Below are 23822 nucleotides of genomic sequence, written 5' to 3'. Positions count from 1 at the left end.
TGACGAAGGTAGGCCAATGCGGTCGTGTTAGCGCCAACATGAGAGACGTCTCACGGGCTTCTCATCGTCGTGGGGCTCGCGTCGCGGGGGCTGCCGATCCCCACGGCGCGTTCGGCGTCGGTGGCAGGTGCGTCGAAATGACGGGACGTTCGCGAGATGACCCGCGGTTCGAGGCGAACGCGGGTCATCTCGCCGATCGGGAGTGATCTCGGCGGTGGCCGTGGCAGGGGCCGTGGCGCCGCGGCAGCGACCGAAAAGGGGCCTCGGGCTCAGCCGAGCAGCGCCTCCACCGGACCGCGGGCGAAGAAGACGACGAAGCCGGCGGCGACGATCCACAGCAGGGGGCTGACGCGGCGCGCGCGGCCCGACAGGGCCTGGATGAGCACCCAGCTGACGAACCCCGCGCCGATGCCGTTGGCGATCGAGTACGTCAGGGGCATGACGGTCACGGTGAGGAAGACCGGGATCAGCACCGACAGGTCGCTGAGGTCGACGTGGCGGATCTGACCCATCATCAGCGCACCGACGATGACCAGGGCGGCGGCCGCGATCTCGGTCGGAACGATGCTCGTCAGCGGCGTGAAGAACATCGCGAGCAGGAACAGGCCGCCGGTGACGACGTTCGCGAGGCCTGTGCGGGCGCCCTCGCCGATACCGGATCCCGACTCGATGAACACCGTGTTCGACGACGCGGAGGTCGCGCCTCCGGCGACCGCGCCGATGCCCTCGATCACCAGGGCGGAACGCAGACGCGGGAAGGTGCCGTCGGGGGCGGCGAGGCCCGCCTCACGGGAGAGGCCGGTCATCGTGCCCATCGCGTCGAAGAAATTCGTGAAGACGAGGGTGAAGACGAGCATGAGAGCGGCGAGGACACCGATGCGGCCGAACGAGCCGACCAGGTCGACCTGGCCGACCAGCGACAGGTCGGGCAGGCTCACGAGCTGCGACGGCAGGGTGGGAACACTCAGCCCCCACCCGCCGGCGTTGCCCTCCGCCTTGGCGCCGAGGCCCAGGAACGCCTCGACGATCACGGCGATGACGGTGCCCGAGACGAGTCCGATCAGCAGTGCGGCCTTGACCTTGCGCACCATCAGCACGGCGGTGATGACGAGGGTCAGCACGAACAGGGCGGTCGGAATCGTCGCGATCGATCCGCCCACGCCGAGGCCGACCGGGGGAGAGTTGAGGCCGGTCGAGGTGACCAGACCGCTGTCGACGAAGCCGATGAAGGCGATGAACAGGCCGATGCCGACGGTGATCGCCGTCTTGAGGGCGAGCGGCACCGCCTCGAAGATCATGCGGCGAAGTCCCGTCACGGCGAGCAGCACGATGATGAGCCCGTTGATGACGACCAGGCCCATCGCCTCGGGCCAGGTGACCCCGCCGACGATCCCCACGGCGAGGAACGAGTTGATGCCCAGGCCCGCCGCGAACGCGAACGGCAGACGGGTGACGAGACCGAACAGCATCGTCATCACGCCCGCGGTGAGGGCGGTGACCGCGGCGACCTGCGGGAAGCCGAGGGCGTTGCCCGCGACGTCGGGGGTGCCCGACAGGATGATCGGGTTCAGGATGACGATGTAGGCCATCGTCACGAAGGTGACCACGCCGCCGCGCACCTCGGCGCCGACGGTCGAGCCGCGCGCGGTGATCTCGAAGAAGCTGTCGAGACGGTTCTTCGGGGCGGGGACGGTCGTGGTCTCGGGAGCGGAAGCGCTCATGAAGGCTCCAGAAAAAGGGGGAAGGGCTAGACCGGAGGGGAAGACGCCGCCGTATCGTGTGAGCTATGTCACTCTCAGGAGAGTATCTACCCAGCACCAGCGAATGGGCCCGCCAGCAGGCGGAGACGTTCGAAGCCACCGGGGGCAAGGAGTCCGCCGACATGCGGGGCGTACCCATCATCGTCCTCACCACCGTCGGCGCCAAAACGGGCGGTCTGCGAAAGACCGCCCTCATGCGCGTCGAGCATGACGGTCGGTACGCGGTCGTGGCATCCAAGGGCGGGGCCCCCGAGCACCCGGCCTGGTTCTACAACCTCGTGAAGAACCCCCGCGTCGCGCTCCAGGACGGCGATGTGAAGAAGGAGTACGACGCGCACCAGGCCGAGGGGGCCGAGCGCGAGGAGTGGTGGGGCTACGCGACCGAGGTCTGGCCCGACTACGACGAGTACCAGAAGAAGACCGACCGTCGTATCGAGCTGTTCGTGCTGGAGCCGGTCGGCTGACTGGTCCCGGTGGCTTCGACGGGCTCAGCCGCCTGGAGTGAGGTTCCTGAGCCTGTCGAAGGGACCGGACGCACCGAACAAACCTCACACGAACCCCGCCGTCGCGTGAGAGAAACGTTCGCCGGGGGTAACGCCGGGGCGAGGGCGGGGGAAACCTCCGTTGCCTAGCGTCGGGGCATGGCCCGCACGAACCCCGCAACCGGTACGAAACACGCCGCTGACCGCCGCGCAAAGTCCGCCGCGTACGGTGACGGCGTGCTCCACCCCGCGTCATCCGGCTCCGTCGTCGTCGTCGGCGCCGGCATGGTGGCGCACCGCTTCGTCGAGAGCCTCACCAGCCGCGACGCCGACGGCCGCTGGTCGGTCACGGTGCTCGGCGACGAGGCCCGGGGTCCCTACGATCGCGTCGGCCTGACCGGCTACTTCAGCGGCAAGACGCCCGATGACCTCGCCCTCGACCGCGCCGTGCTCGACCACGAGCGCGTGCGCGTCGAGACCGACGCGCGCGTGACGCGAATCGACCGCGAGAACCGCACCGTCACGACGGCCGGCGGCTCCACGCACTCCTACGACCGTCTCGTGCTGGCCACGGGTTCGTACGCCGCCCGCCTCGCTCTCGACGGGTTCGACCACCGCGGCTGCTTCGTCTACCGCACCCTCGACGACGTCGCCGGCATGCGCGACTGGGTCGCGAAGCGCACGGCGCAGCTGGGTCGCCCCCTGCGCGGTGCCGTCGTCGGCGGAGGCCTGCTCGGGCTCGAAGCCGCGGGCGCCCTGCAGGCCGAGGGCGTCTCGCCGTTCGTGCTGCAGTCGAACGAGCGCCTGATGTCGGCCCAGCTCGACCTGGGCGGTGCGAAGGCGCTGCAGCGGCTCATCGAGGCGCGCGGCATCGAGGTGCGCACGTCATCGGTGACCACCCGGGTGGATGCCGACGTCTCCGGCGCCGTGTGCGGCATCGAGCTGCGCGACGGCACGTGGGAGGCCGTCGACATCGTCGTCTTCACGGTCGGCGTGCGCCCCCGCGACGAACTCGCCCGCACCGCGGAGCTCGCCGTCGATGCCCGTGGCGGCGTCGTGATCGACGGAGGGTGCGACACGTCCGACCCCTCGATTCTCGCGATCGGCGAGGTCGCCAGCTTCGACGGCCAGTGCATCGGTCTCGTCGCCCCGGGGTATGCGATGGCCGAGGTCGCCGCCACCCGCCTGCTGGGAGGAGAGGCGTCGTTCCCCGGCTTCGACACCTCGGCCAAGCTGAAGCTCTCGGGCGTCGAGGTCGCCAGCTTCGGCGACGCGTTCGCCGAGACGCCCAACGCGCTCGACGTCACCTACGCCGACCCCGTGTCGGGTGTCTACAAGAAGCTCGTCCTGAGCGACGACGCGCAGACGCTGCTCGGCGGCATCCTGGTCGGCGACGCGTCGGCGTACACCTCGCTCCGCCCTCTCGTCGGTCGCGCCCTCGGGGGCGACCCGGCCGCGTACCTCATGCCCTCCGACCTCGCGCCGGCCCCGCAGGGCGATCTGCCGGCCGACGCGATCGTCTGCTCGTGCAACGGCGTGACCGCGGGCACCGTCCGGGATGCCGTCACCGAGCACAACTGTGCGGATGCCGCAGAGGTCAAGGCGTGCACGAAGGCGGGAGCGGCGTGCGGCTCGTGCTTCACGCTGGTGAAGAAGCTCGTGGCGACCGAGCTGGCGGCATCCGGGAAGGAAGTCTCGAACGGGTTGTGCGAGCACTTCTCGTTCACCCGTGCGCAGCTGTTCGACGCCGTCCGGGTGTCGGGGCTGACGACCTTCACCTCGATCGTCCAGCGTTTCGGCACCGGCCGCGGCTGCGACATCTGCAAGCCGGCGCTCGCCAGCATCTTGGCGAGCCTGTACTCGGGGCACGTGCTCGACGGCGAGCTCGCGACGATGCAGGACACCAACGACCACGTCATGGCCAACATCCAGCGCGACGGCAGCTACAGCGTCGTCCCGCGCATCCCCGGTGGAGAGGTCACCCCCGAGGGACTCGTCGTGATCGGCGAGGTCGCCCGCGACTTCGGGCTCTACACGAAGATCACGGGGGGACAGCGCATCGACCTCTTCGGAGCGCGTCTCGACCAACTGCCCGACATCTGGAAGCGCCTCGTCGACGCCGGCTTCGAGTCGGGACACGCCTACGGCAAGTCGCTGCGCACGGTGAAGTCGTGCGTCGGCTCGACCTGGTGCCGCTACGGCGTGCAGGACTCCGTCGGCATGGCCGTGCAGCTCGAACTGCGCTACCGGGGCCTGCGCTCGCCGCACAAGATCAAGTTCGGCGTCTCGGGCTGCGCCCGCGAGTGCGCCGAGGCCCGCGGCAAAGACGTCGGGGTCATCGCGACCGAGGCCGGCTGGAACATGTACGTCGGCGGCAACGGCGGCTTCACCCCGCGCCACGCGGTGCTCTTCGCCGAGGGGCTCGACGACGACGGGCTGCTGCGGGCGATCGACCGGTTCCTGATGTTCTACATCCGCACCGCCGACCGGCTGCAGCGCACGGCACCGTGGATGGAGGACTACGAGGGAGGTCTCGAGGCGCTCCAGGGCGTCGTGTTCGACGACACGCTGGGCATCGCCGAGGACCTCGACCGGGCGATGGCCTCGCACATCGACAACTACGAGGACGAGTGGGCCGCGACCCTCGCCGACCCCGAGAAGCTCAAGCGGTTCGAGAGTTTCGTCAACGCCCCCGAGGTCGCCGACCCCTCGCTCGCGTACGTCGCGGAGCGCGGCCAGGCTCGTCCGGCCACGGCCGAGGAGCGCACCTCGGGAGCCGTGTTCATCGGCGGCACGACGCTGGCGGTGCGCTCATGACGATCGTGGATGCCACGAGGACGGATGCCATGACACCTGACTCCCTCACCCTGTCGGACCCGACCGCGACGGTCCCCGCCTCCGCCGCGTCCGGCACCGGGGGGCCGGCCCCCGTGGCCGTGCCCGCCGACGGTGCAAGCGCCCCCGCGCCCGCCGCCACCGGGGCGGCCCCCGCGCCCACCGGACCGACCCCCGCGGCGAGCCCGGCGGCTCCGCCCGCCCCCGTCGCAGATTGGGTCCGGGTCTGCCGCCTCGACGACCTGCTCGTCGAGCGCGGGGCCGCCGCCCTCCTCGGCGACCGGCAGATCGCCCTCTTCCGCACGTACGAGGGGCGCCTGTACGCCACCGACCAGATCGACCCGTTCAGTGGCGCGGCGATCATGTCGCGCGGGATCGTGGGTGATCGTCAGGGCGTGCCCACGGTGGCATCCCCCATGTACAAGCAGGTCTTCGACCTGCGCACAGGGGCGTGCCTCGACACGCAGGGCAAGGAACCGCAGTCGCTCGGCGTATACCCGGTGGCTGTCGACGACGGCGTCGTCGTGGTCAAGATCGCCGCAGAAGGAGACCCCCGATGATCGCCCTCGCAGGACTCGACCTCACCGACCGCCTCGTCGTCTGCGTGGGTGCCGGCCGCGTCGCCGAACGCCGCATCGAGCGGCTCCGCGCCGCCGGTGCGCGCGTGCGCGTCGTCGCGCCCGATGCGACCCCCGGTCTGGCGGCCCTCGCTTCGGCGGGCGAGATCGAATGGCTCGAACGGCCCTTCGTCGCCACCGACCTCGACGACGCCTGGTTCTGCCACACCGCGACCGGGTCGGCATCCATCGACGCCCTCGTGGTCGATGCGGCCGAGGCACGCCGCGTGTGGTGCGTGAACGCCGGGCACGGCGGCAAGGGCACCGCGCGCCTGGCCGCCGAGACCACCAGCGGCGACGTCCTGGTCGGCGTCGTCTCCGCGGCCGGTGCCGACCCGCGCCGCAGCGTCGCCGTGCGCGACGCCATCGCTGCGCGCCTCGCCGAGGGCGCCCTTCCGCTCCGCCGCCGACGGCGCACACCCGTGGGGGGTGTCGCGCTCGTCGGCGGCGGCCCAGGTCCGATCGACCTGCTGACCGTGCGCGCCCGCGCCCTGCTCGCCGAGGCCGACGTCGTCGTGCACGACCGCCTCGGACCCACCGGCGTGCTCGCCGAACTCGGCGACGACGTCGAACTCATCGACGTCGGCAAGCGTCCGCAGCACCACCCCGTGCCGCAGGACGAGATCAACGCGATCCTCGTCGACCGCGCCGCGAGGGGCCTGAGGGTCGTGCGTCTGAAGGGCGGCGACCCCTTCGTCTACGGCCGCGGCGGCGAAGAGGTCCTCGCGTGCCGGGCCGCCGGCATCCCCGTCGAGGTCGTCCCCGGCATCTCGAGCGCCATCGCGGTCCCGTCGGCCGCGGGTGTCCCGGTCACGCACCGGGGCGTGGCCGGTACTCTGCACGTTGTGAACGGTCAGGAGACGCCGAGCGAGGCCACCCTCGCCGCCCTTCGCGACGACACCGCCACGGTGGTCGCGCTGATGGGGGTGAGCGCTCTGCCCCGGTTCGTCGCCGCAGCCCGCGCCGCAGGGGCGCCCGACACGCGCTCCGTCGCCTTCGTCGAGAACGGCCACACCCCCGCCCAGCGCACGATCCGCACCACCCTCGGCACGGCGATCCAGGATGCCGAGACCCACCGCCTCGCCAACCCGGCGGTGCTGGTGTTCGGTGAGGTCGCCCGCGCCGACCTGCTTCTGCCGGTCCCCGCACTGCGGGGCGAGGGGATCGGGTGACCGTTCCCGTCCGCACGATCAGCACGGTGCTCCAGGGGTGCACCGTGCTGCTTCCGGTCGACCGGCGGTCGGGGGAGCTCTCGGCCGCCCTCGAGCGCCACGGAGCCCGTGTGCGCGTCGCCCCGGCGCTGACGATCATCTCGCACGTCGACGACGAGGAGCTCGTCGCCCAGACCCGCCAGCTCGTCGTGGACCCGCCCGACGTGGTCGTGGCGACGACCGGCGTCGGATTCCGCGGCTGGATGGAGACCGCCGACGAGGCGGGCCTGCACGACGACCTGAGCTCCGTGCTGGGGCGGGCGCGCATCGTCGCGCGCGGCCCCAAGGCGCGCGGGGCGATCCAGCAGGCGGGGTTCGAGGCCGACTGGGTCGCCGAGAGCGAGACGGCGGCGGAGCTGCGCGACTTCCTCGTCGCCGAGGGCATCGACGGGCTCCACGTCGCCGTGCAGCACCACGGCTCGGGCGCCGACGGTCTCGACGAGGCGTTCGAGGCGGCCGGGGCGCGCGTGACGAGCCTCACCATCTATCGCTGGGGCCCGCCCCCCGACCCCGAGGTCGTCGCCGCCTCCACCCGCCAGGTCGCCCGCGGCGAGGTCGACGCCGTGCTGTTCACCTCGGCCCCCGCGGCCCGCGAGTGGATCGTTGCAGCCGAACGCGCCGACGCGCTCGAGGGGGTGGCGTCCCGTGCCCGAGACGGGCGGGTGCTGATGGCCGCGGTCGGCCCCATCACCGCCGGACCCCTCCTCGAGGCCGGGATCGTGCCGCTCGTGCCCGACCGCGGGCGCCTCGGCGCCCTCGTCCGCGCGGTCGTCACGCACTACGGCGGGCCCGACGCGCCCGCGATCCCCACGACGGCCGGTCGTCTCGGCATCCGTTCCGCCGGGATCGTCCTCGACGGCGTGTTCACGGCCCTGCCGCGCACGGGAGTGGAGATCCTCCGGGCCCTGGCGCGTCACCCCGGCGCGGTCGTCTCGCGCACCGACCTGGTGGCGGCGCTGTCGAGCGCCGAGGCCAGCGGGCACGCGGTCGAGGTGGCCGTCGCCCGCACCCGTGAGGCGCTCGGCGGCATCGACCTCATCCGCACGGTCTACAAGCGCGGATACCGGCTCGACATCGTCGACGAGGAGGACTCATGACCGCGGTGCTCATCGCCTGCGCCCACGGCACCCGCTTCGAAGAAGGACGCGTCGTCATCCGCGCCCTGCTCGACGTGCTGCGCGAGACCGCGCCCGCGGGCGTCGAGGTACTCGAGGCCTACGTCGACGTGCACGGGCCGTACGTCACCGACGTGGTCGCCGCCGCTCGCGAGCGCACGGACGACATCGTGATCGTGCCGCTGCTGCTGTCGACCGGCTACCACACCGAGGTCGACCTCGTCGAAGCCGCGGGAGGTCTGCCCATCGCCCGCGCGCTCGGGCCCCACCCGGTGCTCGCGGAGATCCTCGTCGACCGCGTGCGCGCCACCGGCGCCGGCGCCTCCGACACGGTCGTGCTCGCCGCGGCCGGATCCACCCGCCCCGGCGCCGTCGTCGACGTCGAGCGGATGGCGGAGCTCATGGCGGATGCCGGCCTGGCCGCCCCTATCGTGACGGCGTACGCCGCGGCATCCGAGCCCCGCATTCCGGATGCCGTGGACGCCGCGCGGTCCGCGGGACACCGCACGGTCGCCGGGAGCTACGTGCTCGCCCCCGGGCACTTCTCGCGCGTGATCGAGAAGGCGGATGCCGACCTGACCTCGGAGCCGATCGGCGCGGACCCGCGACTGGCGGAGGTCGTGTGGGAGCGCTGGCGCTGCGCGCGAGGAGCTCTTGCCCGGTGCGCGGGGTGCGATCGCTCGTGCAGCTTCGCCGCCGCCGGAGCTCAGCCCGCCGACGCACCCGGGAGTGCGCAGGCGGAGGGGGCTGAGCGTGTCGAAGCCTCCGGGCGTGCGCCGGCGGAGGGTGCTGAGCTTGTCGAAGCCTCCGGGCGCGGGTCGGGGTCGGTTCCTTCGACGGGCTCAGGGGCCTCTGCGCGGGAGCCGGTCCCTTCGATGGGCTCAGGGGCCTCTGTGCGGGGGTCGGTTCCTTCGATGGGCTCAGGGGCCTCTGCGCGGGGGCCGGTCGTCTCGACGAACTCAGGAGCCCCTCCGCGGGGCCGCATCGCGAAGCGGGTCGCGCGGGCGACCGGTCGTGCCGTGCTGGTCACGCTCGTCGTGACCGTGGTCGGGGTCGTCGTCCTCGCGGTCGCGGGCCTCTCCGACGACGGGGGAGTGCGGCGACGCCGCCGCGCCTGAGAGGCGGGCTCCGGCAGCCCGGGTAGGGTTCCTCTCGCCCATGCATCGCCTTCTCGTCGCCCTCCTCGCCGCCCTCGACGCCGTGCTGGCCGCCGCGGGCGGCATCGCGGTGATCCTCGCGCCCCTCGCCCTGCTGTGGGTCTTCGGCATCGGCGACCCCGACTGGGGAGCGCTCTGGCCGGCCACGGCGTCCATCTGGCACCTCGGCCACCTGGTGCCGGTCTCGATCACCCTGCCCGATGCGTATCTCGCCGAGACCGGCATCGACCCGACGTTCGCATCGTTCACGGTGTCGCTCGCGCCGCTCGCCTTCGCGGCGTTCACCGCGCTGTTCGCGGCGCGCTCCGGAGCCCGCGCGGCCGAAGCCGGGGCGGCGACCACCGGGTGGCTCTCGGGCTCGGTGGTCTTCGCCGGGATCTCTGCGCTCGTGGGGCTCAGCGCCAACGCCGGGCCGGTGGCATCCGAGGTGTGGCTGGCCATCCTGCTGCCGTCGCTGCTGTTCTTCGTACCGTCGTTCCTGGGCGCGTTCGTCGGCGCCTGGCGCGTCGGCGACGACGGCCCGGTCGACGCGCTTCGCGCACGCGTCGGTCGGCTCCCGCACGCGTGGGCCGACGTACCCGCCCTCATCGCGAGGGGACTCGCCTTCACCACCCTCGCGCTCGCCGCCGTCGGGGCCGTCGTGGTCGTCGCGGGCCTCATCGCCCGCTCCGCCCAGGTCATCGGTCTGTACCAGGCGAGCAACGCGGATGCGATCGGCGCGACCGTCATCGCCCTCGGCCAGCTCATGTACCTGCCGACCCTCGTCGTGTGGGCGGTGGCCTTCACGGCCGGCCCCGGCTTCGCACTGGGCACCGACACCGCCGTCACCCCGGCCGCGACGCAGGTCGGCGCGCTCCCCGGCATCCCGGTGCTCGGCGCCGTGCCGGACTCGACCTCGTCGTGGCTGCTGCTCCTCGCGCTGCTGCCCGTGGCCGTGGGAGTGCTCACCGGATGGATGCTGCGATCCCGGATGCCGCGCACCACCGGCCCCGAACCGTTCGGCCCGCGCCTGGTGGTGACGCTCGCCGTCGCCGTGCTCACGGGCGGTGCCGGTGCTCTCGCCGCCCTCGCCGCGTCGGGCTCGATCGGTCCCGGCCGCCTCGCCGACACCGGCCCCGAGCCGGGCCCGCTCGCCCTCGCGCTCGGACTCGAGGTGCTCGTCGGGCTCGCGATCCTGCTGCTGAGCCCGCGCGGGGGCGGGGACGAGCTCTCCGACGAACGGTACGACGACGCCTCCCGTTCGGTGGATGACTCCGCGTTCGTGTCGTTCGGCGCGCGTTCGGACGTGGCATCGTGGCCCGCCACCGACCGGTATCCCGACGAAGCCCCGTCCGCGTCGGCGTCGGCATGGGGCCATCTGCCGGGGTGGGCCGCAAATGACGCGGATGACCCCGCCGATGCCCTGTCGGCGCGGACGACCCCGACCGGGGGACCCTCCACGGTCAGCGATCCGACGGGAGGCGGCGCCCTCGGGGCTCCGCCGAAGGGGAGCGAACCCGCCGGCCCGGACGCATCGACGAAGAAACCGAAGGCCCCGGCGTCGCCCCCGACCCCGCCGCCGAGCGCCCGGTCGACGACGAACACACCGCCCTCGAAACCGGATGCCGGTCCGGATGCCGTGCCGGACGACGACGACGTGCGCGCCCGGATCCGCGCAGCCTGGGCGGCGGCCGGCGACGACGGCGCGGACGACCCCGACCAGCGGCGCTGAGCGATCGGCCCACCGCACCCCGGGCGCGACCCCGTGGGCGTCGACGCACCTGCGTAGACTGGGCGCGTGCTCACGGTCGCCGTTCTCATCTCCGGCGCCGGCTCCAACCTTCGTGCCCTGCTCGAGGCGGCATCCGCCCCCGACTTCCCGGCGCGCGTGGTCGCGGTCGGTGCGGATCGCGAGGCCGACGGCTTCGCCCACGCCGAGCACTTCGGCATCCCGACCTTCCTCGTGCCCTACAGCGCCTTCGCTTCCCGTGAGGAGTGGGGCGCCGAACTCGGGGCGCAGCTCGCCGTGTGGCAGCCCGAGCTCGTCGTGCTCAGCGGCATGATGCGCCTGCTGCCCGCCGACCTCGTCGCCGCGTGGGAACCGCGCATCATCAACACCCACCCCGCGTACCTGCCCGAATTCCCCGGCGCGCACGGGGTGCGCGATGCCCTCGCCGCGGGCGTCGAGCAGACCGGCGCGAGCGTCATCGTCGTCGACTCCGGCGTCGACACCGGTCCGATCCTCGCCCAGGAGCGCATCCCCGTGCTCCCCGGCGACGACGAAGACAGCCTCCATGAGCGCATCAAGCCCGTCGAACGCCGACTGCTGATCGACGTCGTCCGACGCATCGCCGAGGGCGAGCTCGACCTCGCCGCCGCGGCATCCCGAACCGCCTGACCCGCCGGCGGGCGTCGGCCCGTCGCGCATCACGAATCCGACTCGAGACACAGGAGCCGAACGCCATGGCCGGACCCCGCCACGACCCCGCCGACTACCGTCCCCGTGACATCGTCCCGATCCGACGCGCGCTGGTCTCCGTCAGCGACAAGACCGGTCTTCTCGACCTCGGGGCCGCTCTCGCGGCGGCCGGCGTCGAGATCGTCTCGACCGGCGGCTCGGCGACCCTGCTGCGCGAGGCCGGCTACGACGTCACCGATGTGTCGGCTGTCACCGGCTTCCCGGAGTCGCTCGACGGACGCGTGAAGACGCTGCACCCGAACGTCCACGCGGGCCTGCTCGCCGACCTGCGCCTGGCCTCGCACGAGGCGCAGCTCGACGAGCTCGGCATCCGTGCCTTCGAACTCGTCGTGGTCAACCTCTACCCGTTCGTCGAGACCGTGGCATCCGGTGCCGAGGGAGACGACGTCGTGGAGCAGATCGACATCGGCGGCCCCGCGATGGTGCGCGCGTCGGCGAAGAACCACGCCAACGTCGCCATCGTCGTCTCGCCCGAGTCGTATCCGGCGATCATCGAGGCCCTGCAGACGCAGGGTGGCACCAACCTCGTGCAGCGGCGCGAGCTCGCGGCCCGCGCCTTCTCGCACACCGCCGCGTACGACACCGCCGTGTCGACGTGGTTCGCCGAGGGCACGCTCGGCGACGACATCGACCTGCCCGCTCACCTCACCATCCAGGCCGAGCGCCTGTCGACGCTGCGCTACGGCGAGAACTCGCACCAGCGCGCCGCGATCTACTCGCGCGTCGGCGGACACGGCATCGCCCAGGCCACGCAGCTTCAGGGCAAGGAGATGTCGTACAACAACTACGTCGACGCCGATGCGGCGCTTCGCGCGGCCTTCGACATGGTCAAGCCCGCGGTGGCGATCATCAAGCACGCGAACCCCTGCGGTATCGCCGTCGCCGCCCCCAACGCCCTCGATCCGATCGCCTCGGCGCACCTGCGCGCCCACGAGTGCGACCCGGTGTCGGCGTTCGGTGGCGTCATCGCCGCCAACCGCACCGTGACGCTGAAGATGGCCGAGAACCTGCGCGACATCTTCACCGAGGTGATCATCGCGCCCGACTTCGAGCCCGAGGCGCTCGAGGTGTTCAAGCTGAAGAAGAACCTCCGCGTGCTGCGCCTGCCCGTCGACTGGCAGCAGGAGCGCATGGACGTGCGACTGGTGTCGGGCGGCCTCCTGCTGCAGGACGCCGACCGGTTCCCCGACGACATCGAATCCGTCGCGAAGGACTGGGAACTCGTCTCGGGCGAGCGCCCCGCCGAGGCCGACATGGAGAGCCTCATCTTCGCCTGGAAGTCGTGCCGCGCGGTGAAGTCGAACGCCATCGTGCTCGCGCAGGGCTCCGCCACGGTCGGCATCGGCATGGGCCAGGTCAACCGCGTCGACTCGTGCCGCCTCGCCGTCGAGCGCGCGGGCGACCGCGCCCGCGGCTCGATCGCGGCATCCGATGCGTTCTTCCCCTTCGCCGACGGCCCGCAGGTGCTCATCGATGCCGGGATCTCGGCCATCATCCAGCCCGGCGGTTCGGTGCGGGATGCCGAGGTCATCGACGCCGCACGCGCGGCCGGTGTGACCATGTTCTTCACGGGCGAGCGTCACTTCTTCCACTGACGCGTCGCCCCTTCGCCGCCCTCGTGACCACCGTCGCGGGGGCGGTGTTGCGTGTGCGGCGCGGCCGTGGAGCGGGGGCGGCGTGCTGCGTGGGGTGTGGCGCGGCGCGGTGGGTGCGGCGTGGGGTGGTGGTTCGGCGCGGTGGGTGCGGCGTGGGGTGGTGCGGGGCGGGGTGCGGCGGGGCGCGTGAGAAACGCTTGGGTGTGGGAGAAACGCCGTGGTGGGGCGTTTCTGGCGGAGGAGGGCGTTTCTCGGCGCGGGTGGGCGGGTGTGCGTGCGTGCGTTCAGGGGGTGCGGCGAGGCGAGGCGAGGCGGGGGTGCGGTGGGGCGTGAGTGCGGTGCGGGCGTCGTGCGGGTGGCGCGTGAGAAACGCTTTGGTGTGGAAGAAACGCCGTGGCGGGGCGTTTCTGGCGAGAGAGGGCGTTTCTCGATGCGGATGGGCGGTTCCGGTGCGGGGCGGGGCCGCGCCGCGGGGTGGGGTTACGGGGCGGGGTCGCGCCGTGGGGTGGGGTTATGGGGCGGGGTCGCGCCGCGGGTGCGATTTGACACGAGAAACGCCTCTGGTCGGGAGGAACGCCGGGTCGAGGCGTTTCTTGTGCGGGAGAGCGTTTCTCAGCGGCAAGCGGCAAGCGGCAAGCGGCAAGCGGCGGGCGGCGGGCGGCGCGTGGCGTTGGTCGGGGCGGCGTGACGCGCGGCGGGGGATGAGAAACGCCTCTATGGAGGAGAAGCGCCGTGTCGAGGCGTTTCTCGCGCACGGGCGCGTTTCTCGGTGCGGTGTGTCGGGTTGCGGCGCGGGGGTCAGGCGCTCATCGCGATGAGCTTCGCGACCGTGTTGGCATTGCGGGCAGTACCGACGACCCCGAGTCGCTTCTCGAACCAGCCGGCCTGCAGCTTCGAGCCGCCGATGCCTTCGGGATACCGCACGAACACCTCGCGTCCGTCGAGAACCGCAGCTTCGGGGATGCCGTCGGGGAGCGTCAGGGCCGCAGCAGCCGGTCGTCCGTCGAGGAATACGGTCTGCACCCACCGCCCCTCGGCGGCATCCGCGTAGGGATTCCGTGACGCGGTGTCGACGAGCTCCGCGTGCGTGCGCATGACGACGGGGAGGTCGAAGCCGAACGCGCTGCGCACGGCGTCGCGGATCGCCTGCGCGATCTCGCCGGGGGAGCGGCCGGCATCGTCGAGCACGACGTTTCCGGCGACCTGCAGCGTCTCGACCTCGCCCAGACCCGCGGATGCCAACACCTCGCGCAGCGCGGGCATTCTCAACGCCGTCGGACCTCCTACTCCCCGGATGAGGGCGACGGTGCGAGGCATGGTGCGACGCTACGCCACGCGGAGGGGCAGCGACGAGTCCGCGTCGCGCACGGACCCGAGTCTCCGCGAGAAACGCCTCGGCGAACGAAAAACGCCGGGAGAAGCCGTGTCTCGCACGTCAGGGCGTTTCTCGGCATGTGTAGAGCGCCGCCGCCCCGGGGCACGCTCGCGCGCGTCCGGAGTCAGGCGGAGTCGCGCCCCAGCGTTTCGAGCAGCCGGAGCCAGACCTCGCTCACCGTCGGGTAGGACGGCACGGCGTGCCAGAGTCGCTTCACCGGCACCTCTCCGACGATCGCGATGGTGGCCGAGTGCAGCAACTCGGCGATGTCGGGGCCGACGAACGTGGCGCCGACGAGCACGCCGCGGTCGAGGTCGACGATCACCCGCGCCTTGCCGACGTACGCATCGGACTGCTCGCTCGATCCGGCGATGCTCGCCAGGTCGTAGTCGAGCACCTTCGCGTTCAGCCCCTTTTTCTCGGCGTTCGCGGCGGTGAGACCGACGGATGCCACCTCAGGATCGGTGAATGTGACCTGGGGGACCACGTCGTGATCGGCGGTGGCGACGTGCGCACCCCACGGAGCGTCGTCGACGTCGGCGCCCTGCGCGCGGGCGGCGATCACGTCGCCGGCGGCGCGGGCCTGGTACTTGCCCTGGTGGGTGAGCAGCGCGCGGTGGTTGACGTCGCCCACCGCGTAGAGCCAATCGAAGCCGCGCACGAGGAGCGTGTCGTCGACGTCGAGCCACGAGCCGGGCTCGAGGCCCACGGCATCCAGTCCGAGGTCGTGTGTGCGGGGCGTACGACCGACCGCGACGAGAACCTCGTCGGCGGTGACGGTCGTGCCGTCGGAGAGTTCGAGGATGACGCGCCCGTCGTCGTCGCGGCGGGCGGCGGTCGTGTCGGCGCCCGTCTTGACCGTGACGCCGCGGTCGCGCAGCGAGGCGGCGACGAGCTCGCCCGCGAACGGCTCGTTGCCTCCGAGCAGGCCTGAGCGCGCGATGATCGTGACCGCGGATCCGAGGCTTTCGAACGCCGTCGCCATCTCGGCTCCGACCACGCCCCCGCCGATGATGGCGAGCGCGCCGGGGATCTGTTCGACCGCGGTGGCCTCACGGCTCGTCCAGGGGGAGACCTCGGCGAGACCCGGGATGTCGGGGAGCAGCGCGGCGGAGCCCGTGCAGACCGCCACGGCGTGCCGGGCGACGAGATCGGTGGTCGTGCCGTCGGCGGCCGTGACGCGCACGGTCTTCTCACCGGTGAGGGTGCCGTGGCCGCGAACGAGGTCGATCCCCGCCCCCTGGAGCCACTGGACCTGGCCGGAGTCGTCGTAGTTGCTGGTCATCGTGTCTCGCCGGCGAAGGACGGCCTCGACGTCGAGGTCACCGGTGACGGCCTGCTTCGCTCCGTCGACGTCGCGCGCCGCGCGCAGAGCCGCGGCGCTGCGCAACAGGGCCTTCGACGGCATGCACGCCCAGTACGAGCACTCGCCGCCGACGAGTTCCGACTCGACGATGGCGGCGGTGAGGCCGGCCTGCACGGCACGATCGGCGACGTTCTCACCGACGGGGCCGGCACCGATGACGATGAGATCGTATTCGCGTTCGCTCATGGTGCTCACGCTAGCGACGGCCTCCGACATCGCGCGGGGGTTGCGCTGCCGGTCCGCAGACCCCGCCCACCCCGCTCGCGACGCGCGCACACCGCACCCGATCGCACCCTGTGCGAACGCTGCAAGGCCTTGACCCCTCGTTCTGAACCGGTTTAGAGTCAGGAGACCTGAACCGGTTTAGACTGCAGCACACGACACGAAGAGGTGACGGATGACGAACGACACGCGACCCACCATCGCCGACGTCGCGCGCCGCGCAGGCGTGAGCAAGGGCCTCGTCTCGTTCGCCCTGAACGGTCGTGCAGGCGTCGCCCCCGACACCCGCGACCGCATCCTGTCCGTCGCCGCGGACATGGGCTTCAGCCCGAACCTGCGCGCTCGATCCCTGAGCGTCGGTCGCGCGTTCGCGTGCGGGCTCGTCATCGGTCGCAGCCCCGACGTGATCGCGGCCGACCCCTTCTTCCCCTCGTTCATCGCCGGCGTCGAGGACGAATTCTCGGTCTCGGGCCAAGTGCTGGTGCTCGCCGCCGCGACTCCCGGCCGCCAGGAGGAGGAGACCTATCGCGGTCTCGTCGCCGACCGCCGTGTCGACGGCGTCATCCTCTCCGACCTCCGCACCGACGACGCACGCGTTCCGCTGGTGGCGAGCCTGGGCATCGCCGCGGTGACGCTCGGCGTGCCCGACGTCGCCAGCCCCTTCACGTCGGTCTCCATCGACGACGGTGCGGGCATCCGCCTGGCCGTCGACCACCTCGCCGACCTCGGCCACACCGACGTCGCGCACGTGGCAGGTCCCGACACGATGCTGCACGGGCGCACGCGCACGGCGGCGTTCGAGGCCGCGGCGGCAGCCCGTGGCATCCGGTCTCGCGTCGTGGCGACCGACTTCAGCGCCGCCGACGGAGCCCGGGCCACCGACGCCCTTCTGGATGCCGTTCAGCCGCCGACGGCGATCGTGTATTCCAACGACAACATGGCCATCGCCGGCCTGGGGCGCGCGCAGCGGCGCGGTCTCGTCGTGCCCCGCGACCTGTCGATCACCGGTTTCGACGACGCCGAGATCGGCCGCCACCTCTTCCCGGCGCTCACGAGCGTCGCCACCGACGCGCGGGGATGGGGTGCAGCGGCCGCGCGCGCGCTGCTCGCCGCGACCACGGGTGCGGCGCCCGGGGCCCTCATGCTCCCCGACCCCCGACTGATCGTCCGCGCCTCCACAGGGGCGCCGCCGACCGATTGACTCACCGCGGGACGACCCGCACTCACAAGGAGGAAGACATGCGACGACGCATTCTCGCCACAGCAGCAGCCGCCACCGGCATCCTGGCCCTCTCCGCCTGCAGCGGCGGGGGAGGGGGAGCGGGCGGCATGGACGCGCGCGGCCCCATCACCATCTGGTATTCCAACAACGACGCCGAGATCGCGTGGGGCGAGCAGATGGTCGAGGCCTGGAACAGCGCCAACCCCGACCAGCAGGTCACCGCGCAGGAGATCCCCGCCGGTTCCTCGAGCGAAGAGGTCATCGGCGCGGCGATCACCGCCGGCAACGCCCCGTGCCTCATCTTCAACACCTCGCCCGCGGCCGTGCCCGGGTTCCAGCGTCAGGGCGGACTCGTCAACCTGTCGGAGTTCCCCGACGGCGAGCAGTACATCACCGACCGCAGCGGCGACCTGGCCGACCAGTACCGCTCCGACGACGGCGGCTTCTACCAGCTGCCGTGGAAGAGCAACCCGGTCATGATCTTCTACAACAAGGACCTCTTCGCCCAGGCCGGGCTCGACCCCGAGAACCCGCAGCTGTCGACCTACGACGAGTTCCTGCAGACGGCGCGGACGCTGAAGTCGGCGGGAGTCGCCCCCTACGCCATCAACCCCGCACCCACGAGCGAGTTCTTCCAGTCGTGGTTCGACTTCTACCCGCTGTACGCGGCGCAGACCGGCGGGACGGCGCTCGTGCAGGACGGTCAGGCGACCTTCGACGATGCGAACGGCGAAGCGGTGGCCGACTTCTGGCGCACCGTGTACGGCGAGCAGCTCGCCGGCAACGAGCAGTATCAGGGCGACGCGTTCGCCGACGCGCAGGCCGCCATGGCGATCGTCGGACCGTGGGCCATCTCGGTCTACCAGGACAAGGTCAACTGGGGTTCCGTGCCCGTGCCGACCGAGCAGGGGACCGCAGCGGACGAGACGTGGACGTTCAGCGACGCCAAGAACGTCGGCCTGTTCACCGCCTGCGAGAACAAGGCCACCGCGTGGGACGTGCTGAAGTTCGCCACGAGCGAGGAGCAGGACGGCACCTGGTTGGAAGAGACCGGCCAGATGCCCCTCCGCCAGAACCTGACCGACACCTACGCCGAGTACTTCTCGGCCAACCCCGCTTACCAGCAGTTCGGCGACCAGGCCGCGCGCACGGTAGAGGTGCCCAACGTGCAGAACTCCGTGGAGATCTGGCAGACGTTCCGAGACGGCTACTCGAAAGCGGTCATCTTCGGCGAGGGAGACGTCTCGTCCTTCCTCTCGGATGCCAAGACCCAGATCGACCAGCTGGCGGCGGGGAACTGACATGACCACGTCCGTCGCCGGCACGCCCGGCCGCACCGGGGGCGACCCCGGGGGGCCGGGTCGTGCGGCGGGTGCGGAGACCGCGACCGCGAAGCGGCGTCGTCCGTTCGGGGCGCAGCCGCTCGGCATCCTGTTCTCCGCCCCGTACCTGATCTTCATCGGGGTCGTCTTCGCGTATCCGATCGTGTTCGCGGTGTGGATGTCGTTCCACGACTACTTCTTCACCGCCCCCGGCGCGAACGTCGAGCGCCCGTTCGTCGGGTTCGACAACTACGTCACCGCCCTCACCGACCCCGCCGTGTGGCGGGCGTTCGGCAACGTCGGCATCTTCCTGCTCATCAACGTGCCGCTGACGGTGGTGCTGTCGATCCTGCTGGCCACGGCGCTGGACCGCGTGGTGCGGGCCCGCACCTTCTTCCGCGTCGCGTTCTACGTGCCCTACGTCACGGCATCCGTCGCGGTCGTCGCCGTGTGGCTGTTCCTGTTCTCCAACACGGGCCTGGTCAACAACGTGCTCGGGCCTCTCGCTCCCAGCCCGTCGTGGCTGGTCAACTCCGCGCTGGCGATGCCGACGATCGCGCTGTTCGTGACCTGGAAGGGGCTGGGGTTCTACATCCTGCTCTACCTCGCCGCCCTCCAGAACGTTCCGCGGGAGCTGTACGAGTCGGTCGGGGTCGACGGCGGCGGGCGCATCCGTCAGTTCTTCACGGTCACGGTGCCGGGGGTGCGGCCGGCGACGTTCCTCGTCGTCCTGCTGTCGACCATCACGGGCGCGAACCTCTTCACCGAGCCCTACCTGCTCACGAGCGGCGGGGGACCCAACGGCGCGTCCACGTCGCCCGTGCTCCTCGTCTACCAGAAGGGGATCGAGCAGCAGAACCCCGACGTGGCCGCGGCCATCGGCGTGGTGCTCATCATCTTCGTGCTCGTCATCGCGCTGCTGCAGCGCCGGTTCGTCGGACGGGAGGAGTCATGAGAAGCAAGATCGCCACCTACGGTGTGCTGACCGTCGGTGCCCTCGCCTTCCTGTTCCCCTTCTATTACATGATCGCGGGGTCGCTGCAGACGAGCCCCGACACCTCGATCGCGGGAGCCTTCCCGCACCCGTCGAACCTGACCGTGGAGAACTACACCGCGATCGACGGGCGCATCAACCTGCTCCAGGGACTGGTGAACTCGGGCATCTTCACCGGCGGGGTGATCCTCGGCACGCTCGTGTTCGGCGTCCTCGCCGGCTACGCGCTCGCGGTGCTGCGATGGCGCGGACGTTCGGCCACCTTCGCCCTCGTGCTGCTGGTGCAGGTGATCCCGTTCCAGCTGCTGATGATCCCGCTTTACGTCATGATCGCCCGCGACTACGGCCTGAGCGACAGCTACCTCGGCATGATCCTGCCGTTCTTCATCAACTCCACGGCCGTGGTGATCTTCCGGCAGTACTTCCTGCAGCTTCCGAAGGAGCTCTTCGACGCCGCCCGCATCGACGGCGCCGGCGAGTTCCGCCTGCTGTGGAGCGTCGCGTTGCCGCTGGTGCGCCCGGCGCTGCTGACCGCAGTGCTGCTGACCTTCATCGGTCCGTGGAACGAGTTCCTCTGGCCGTTCCTCATCACGAAGGAAGCGGCGATGCAGCCGCTGGCGGTGTCGCTGGCGAACTTCATCTCCAACATCGCGGCATCCACCGCCAATCCCTTCGGCGCCATGATGGCCGGTGCCGTCGTGCTCGCAGCCCCCGCGGTAGCGCTGTTCCTGATCTTCCAGCGCTACTTCACCTCGAACGACCTCGGATCCGGAGTGAAAGGATGACAATGACCCCCGCATCCCCCGTCCCCTACCGCCTCACGCGCGTCGGGGTGGTGATGACCCCCGAGCCCGGCAACGCCGACGAGGCCGAGGGCGTGCTGAACCCGGCATCCGGTCGCGGCCCCGACGGCCGGCTGTACCTGCTGCCGCGCCTGGTGTCCGCGGGCAATGTCTCGCGCGTCGGGATCGCCCGCGTGATCGTCGAGCACGGCGTGCCCGTCTCGGTCGAGCGCGAGGGCGTCGTGCTGCAACCCGACCGCGGGTGGGAGCGCGGCGTCGGCAACGCCGGCACGGAAGACCCGCGCACGACGTGGATCGAAGCCCTGGGCCTGCACGTCATGACGTACGTCGCCTACGGTCCGCTCGGGCCGCGCACCGCTGTCGCGGTGTCGGAGGACCTCCGCGAGTGGCGACGACTGGGACCGGCGATGTTCCGGTACCAGGACGACCTCGACATGGACCTCAACCTCTTCCACAACAAGGACACCGTGTTCTTCCCCGAGCCGGTCACCGCACCCGACGGCACCGAGTCGCTCGCGGTGCTGCACCGGCCGATGTGGGACCTCGGCGAGACGAAGCCCGGGCAGGGCGTGCGCGTCCCCGCGGGCGTCGACGACGAGCGGCAGTCGATCTGGATCAGCTACGTGCCGCTGGCGGCCGTGCGCGACGACCTCTCGGCGCTCGCCCTCTGGGAGCAGCACCGCTTCGTCGCGGGGCCGCAGTACCCGTTCGAGGAGCTCAAGATCGGCGGGGGACCGCCGCCGTTGCGCATCCCCGAGGGGTGGCTCGTGCTGCACCACGGGGTGACCGGCGTGATCGACAGCGCGTTCTCGCAGCAGCAGAAGGTCAATTACGCGGCCGGGGCGTTGATCCTGGATGCCGAGGACCCCACCCGCGTGATCGCACGCACTCCCGAGCCGCTCCTGGCCCCCGAGACCGACGACGAGCGCAGCGGCATCGTGCCCAACGTCGTGTTCCCGACCGCGATCGAGGAGATCGAGGGCCGCCACTTCGTGTTCTACGGCATGGCGGACTCCAAGATCGGCGTCGCCCTGCTCGAGCGCACCGACTGACCGGTCCGCCGCGCCCGACGCCGTGGTGGCGCGGGCGCGGTGGCCCCCGGCCACCCCCGTGCGGCTCGTCGCCGCACGCGGGTCGCGGGCGGCCCGGCAGGGCGGACACAACGCAGGAGATTTTGACCCACGGCATCCGCTCACCGCGGAATTCCGCGATCGGCCCTTACACGGAGCGCAGATCTCCTGCATCCTGAACCTCCATCGAAAGGAACCCCCCATGAACGCACGACGAAGTGCGCGCATCTCGGCGGTGCTGAGCACCGCCGCCCTCGCGGTGACGCTGACCGCCGTCCCTGCCGCTGCGGCCTCCCCGTCGCCCGGAGCGTTGACGAACCTCGACCACCTCGACTTCCTGCTCGACGAGGCGACACCGCCCGCCGACGTCGCCGGACACTCGACGTATCGCCAGGCGGAGGAGCCCACGCTCCTCGCCCCCTGGACATACGCCGACGCCCGAGACGGAGGAACCTTCGAGCGCGTGGGCGGCGGCCCGCTCGATCCCGCCACCGGCGACTGGGGCCAGGGCGCCTACAACGCCGACGACAACACCCGAGCCGCCGTCGTGTACACGCGGCATTGGGAGCTGACCGGCGACCCCGACAGTCGCCAGAAGGCGTACGAGTTGCTGCGCACCGTCGCCTACCACCAGACGACAGACGGCCCCTCCGCCGGGAACGTGGTGCTCTGGATGCAACCCGACGGCGAGCTCAACCCCTCGGCCGAGCCGATCGAGCTTCCCGATCCCTCCGACTCCGGCCCCAGTTACTGGACCGCGCGCACCGTCTGGGCTCTCGGCGAGGGCTTTGCCGCGTTCGCCGACGACGACCCCGCCTTCGCCGCCTTCCTCAAGGAGCGTCTCGCCCTCTCGCGCGGTGCGATCGAGCGCGACGTGCTGTCGAAGTACGGCCAGTACGTCGAGTCCGACGGCAAGACGGTGCCCGCGTGGCTCATCACCGACGGCGCCGACGCCTCCGCCGAAGCCGTCCTCGGACTCTCCGCCGCCGTGAAGGCGGGCGACGACACCTCGGCCACCGCGGCGCGGCGACTCGCCGAGGGCATCGCCGCCATGGCATCCGGATCCCCCCGTCAGTGGCCCTACGGCGCCGTCCTGCCGTGGGCGCAGTCGCCCGCGATCTGGCACGCGTGGGGCTCGCAGATGCCCGCCGCGCTCGCCGTGGCCGGCGACCTGTTCGACGACGACGCGCTCGTGAAGCCCGCGATCACGGATGCCACGAGCTTCACCACCACGCTGCTCACCGCCGGCGGACCCGACAACGGCTGGAACCCCAGCCCCACCGACCGTGTGCAGATCGCGTACGGGGCCGACTCGCGGGTGCAGTCGCTGCTCGCCCTCGCCGACACCACCGGCTCCGACGCGTTCGCGCAGCTCGCGGGCCTTCAGGCCGCCTGGTTCTTCGGCGCCAACCACGCCGGAGCGAAGATGTACGACCCGGCCACCGGTGTGACCTTCGACGGCCTGCAGCCCGACGGCACCGTCAACCGCAACAGCGGCGCGGAGTCGACCATCCACGGCCTGCTCACCGCCCTCGCGCTCGACGCGCATCCCGCCGTCGCCGCCCGGGCCGCCGCGCTGACCGCCGTCGACAGCCGCGTGGGGCTGGAGTACGTCGAGGCCGAGGACGCCACCCGCACCGACGGCACGGTCTTCACTCCGGAGTCGTCGTGGACGGGGGAGTCGAGCTGGTCGGGTGACGGCCTGACGCTGCAGCCGCGTCAGAGCGCCACGTGGGACCTCGGCGCCTCGGATGTGCGCCGGTGGGTCGAACCCGTCGTCAAGACCGAGCCGGGTGTCACGACGACGTCGACGTGGCGCAACGGCGGCCTGCTGAACGTCACCGGGCCCGCGCAGGGGATCTCGCCCACGCCCGGAGCGCTTCTGCCCTACCGGCTGATCGCTCCCGTGTCGGGTACCGACGTGCGCGTCACCGCCCTGCGCGGAGACCTGACCCTCGACGGACTCATCGTGCGGCCGTGGATCTCGCGCCTCGTCCTGGGCGGCGACGCCCGCGGCGAACTCGTGCACTCGAGCGCGATCGCGCCCCAGCGCACGACCATCGGCGCCGACGGCGTGCCGTCGACGGTGAAGGTGTACGACGCCTCGGGTTCGCTCCTGCGGACGACGTCCACCGACGGCGCGGTCACGGTGGTGGTGCCCGCCGGCGGGTTCGCCATCGCGGAGGGATGATCCCTCCCGGCTGAGTCCCCGGCATCG

Annotated in this window: 18 protein-coding genes; 15 read left to right on the top strand and 3 right to left on the bottom strand. The window is 71.7% G+C overall.

The window, feature by feature from the left end:
* Positions 1 to 269: 269 nt before the first annotated feature.
* Positions 270 to 1721, bottom strand: a complete 1452-nt coding sequence (locus ACTJJP_RS05610) for an NCS2 family permease (RefSeq protein WP_440774033.1) — start codon at positions 1719 to 1721, stop codon at positions 270 to 272.
* 65 nt (positions 1722 to 1786) lie between these two features.
* Here ACTJJP_RS05610 and ACTJJP_RS05605 point away from each other — a divergent pair, with 65 nt between their 5' ends.
* From ACTJJP_RS05605 to purH, 9 genes are all read left to right on the top strand, one after another.
* Positions 1787 to 2224: a nitroreductase family deazaflavin-dependent oxidoreductase gene (locus tag ACTJJP_RS05605; protein ID WP_440774032.1), complete on the top strand. Its 438-nt coding sequence runs from the start codon at positions 1787 to 1789 to the stop codon at positions 2222 to 2224.
* 177 nt (positions 2225 to 2401) lie between these two features.
* Entirely contained in the window at positions 2402 to 5059 is a 2658-nt protein-coding gene (gene nirB, locus ACTJJP_RS05600; protein WP_440774031.1) for a nitrite reductase large subunit NirB, read from the top strand.
* Positions 5060 to 5088: 29 nt separating this feature from the next.
* Complete coding sequence (gene nirD, locus ACTJJP_RS05595; protein ID WP_440774030.1) at positions 5089 to 5637, top strand: nitrite reductase small subunit NirD; 549 nt, start codon at positions 5089 to 5091, stop codon at positions 5635 to 5637.
* Positions 5634 to 6866 carry a uroporphyrinogen-III C-methyltransferase gene (cobA, locus tag ACTJJP_RS05590; protein ID WP_440774029.1) on the top strand — a complete coding sequence of 411 codons (1233 nt, stop codon included), beginning with the start codon at positions 5634 to 5636 and terminating at the stop codon, positions 6864 to 6866. The genes nirD and cobA overlap by 4 nt, the downstream gene beginning before the upstream one ends.
* Positions 6863 to 8002, top strand: a complete 1140-nt coding sequence (locus ACTJJP_RS05585) for a uroporphyrinogen-III synthase (protein ID WP_440774028.1) — start codon at positions 6863 to 6865, stop codon at positions 8000 to 8002. The genes cobA and ACTJJP_RS05585 overlap by 4 nt, the downstream gene beginning before the upstream one ends.
* Positions 7999 to 9138 carry a sirohydrochlorin chelatase gene (locus ACTJJP_RS05580; RefSeq protein WP_440774027.1) on the top strand — a complete coding sequence of 380 codons (1140 nt, stop codon included), beginning with the start codon at positions 7999 to 8001 and terminating at the stop codon, positions 9136 to 9138. Before ACTJJP_RS05585 ends, ACTJJP_RS05580 begins: the two co-directional genes overlap by 4 nt.
* 40 nt (positions 9139 to 9178) lie before the next feature.
* Positions 9179 to 10888 (top strand): cell division protein PerM, encoded by a 1710-nt coding sequence (locus tag ACTJJP_RS05575; RefSeq protein WP_440774026.1) that lies wholly within the window; start codon positions 9179 to 9181, stop codon positions 10886 to 10888.
* Between the two features lie 66 nt (positions 10889 to 10954).
* Positions 10955 to 11554 carry a phosphoribosylglycinamide formyltransferase gene (gene purN, locus ACTJJP_RS05570; protein WP_440774025.1) on the top strand — a complete coding sequence of 200 codons (600 nt, stop codon included), beginning with the start codon at positions 10955 to 10957 and terminating at the stop codon, positions 11552 to 11554.
* A gap of 65 nt (positions 11555 to 11619) precedes the next feature.
* Complete coding sequence (purH, locus tag ACTJJP_RS05565; RefSeq protein ID WP_440774024.1) at positions 11620 to 13230, top strand: bifunctional phosphoribosylaminoimidazolecarboxamide formyltransferase/IMP cyclohydrolase; 1611 nt, start codon at positions 11620 to 11622, stop codon at positions 13228 to 13230.
* A gap of 798 nt (positions 13231 to 14028) precedes the next feature.
* Here purH and ACTJJP_RS05560 read toward each other — a convergent pair.
* Both ACTJJP_RS05560 and ACTJJP_RS05555 read right to left on the bottom strand, forming a co-directional pair.
* Complete coding sequence (locus tag ACTJJP_RS05560; RefSeq protein ID WP_440774023.1) at positions 14029 to 14547, bottom strand: DUF1697 domain-containing protein; 519 nt, start codon at positions 14545 to 14547, stop codon at positions 14029 to 14031.
* A gap of 182 nt (positions 14548 to 14729) precedes the next feature.
* A complete protein-coding gene (locus tag ACTJJP_RS05555) occupies positions 14730 to 16157 on the bottom strand; it encodes a dihydrolipoyl dehydrogenase family protein (RefSeq protein ID WP_440774022.1) in 1428 nt (475 codons plus the stop codon).
* A 211-nt stretch (positions 16158 to 16368) separates the two neighbouring features.
* On the opposite strand from ACTJJP_RS05555, the gene ACTJJP_RS05550 reads away from it, so the two are divergent.
* From ACTJJP_RS05550 to ACTJJP_RS05525, 6 genes are all read left to right on the top strand, one after another.
* On the top strand, positions 16369 to 17394 hold the full coding sequence (locus ACTJJP_RS05550; protein WP_440774021.1) for a LacI family DNA-binding transcriptional regulator: 1026 nt from the start codon (positions 16369 to 16371) through the stop codon (positions 17392 to 17394).
* 38 nt (positions 17395 to 17432) lie between these two features.
* On the top strand, positions 17433 to 18716 hold the full coding sequence (locus ACTJJP_RS05545; RefSeq protein ID WP_440774020.1) for an extracellular solute-binding protein: 1284 nt from the start codon (positions 17433 to 17435) through the stop codon (positions 18714 to 18716).
* A 1-nt stretch (position 18717) separates the two neighbouring features.
* On the top strand, positions 18718 to 19692 hold the full coding sequence (locus ACTJJP_RS05540) for a carbohydrate ABC transporter permease (protein WP_440774019.1): 975 nt from the start codon (positions 18718 to 18720) through the stop codon (positions 19690 to 19692).
* Positions 19689 to 20516 (top strand): carbohydrate ABC transporter permease, encoded by an 828-nt coding sequence (locus tag ACTJJP_RS05535; protein WP_440774018.1) that lies wholly within the window; start codon positions 19689 to 19691, stop codon positions 20514 to 20516. Before ACTJJP_RS05540 ends, ACTJJP_RS05535 begins: the two co-directional genes overlap by 4 nt.
* 2 nt (positions 20517 to 20518) lie before the next feature.
* Positions 20519 to 21586 carry a glycoside hydrolase family 130 protein gene (locus tag ACTJJP_RS05530; RefSeq protein WP_440774017.1) on the top strand — a complete coding sequence of 356 codons (1068 nt, stop codon included), beginning with the start codon at positions 20519 to 20521 and terminating at the stop codon, positions 21584 to 21586.
* A 220-nt stretch (positions 21587 to 21806) separates the two neighbouring features.
* Positions 21807 to 23795, top strand: coding sequence for a hypothetical protein (locus ACTJJP_RS05525; protein ID WP_440774016.1), 1989 nt, complete (start codon positions 21807 to 21809; stop codon positions 23793 to 23795).
* Positions 23796 to 23822 lie beyond the last annotated feature (27 nt).

The organism is Microbacterium sp. 22296 (assembly GCF_052045385.1).
Taxonomy (GTDB): domain Bacteria; phylum Actinomycetota; class Actinomycetes; order Actinomycetales; family Microbacteriaceae; genus Microbacterium.
The sequence above is the reverse complement of the archived record's forward strand: the minus strand, read 5'-3'. Positions and strand labels throughout refer to the sequence as shown.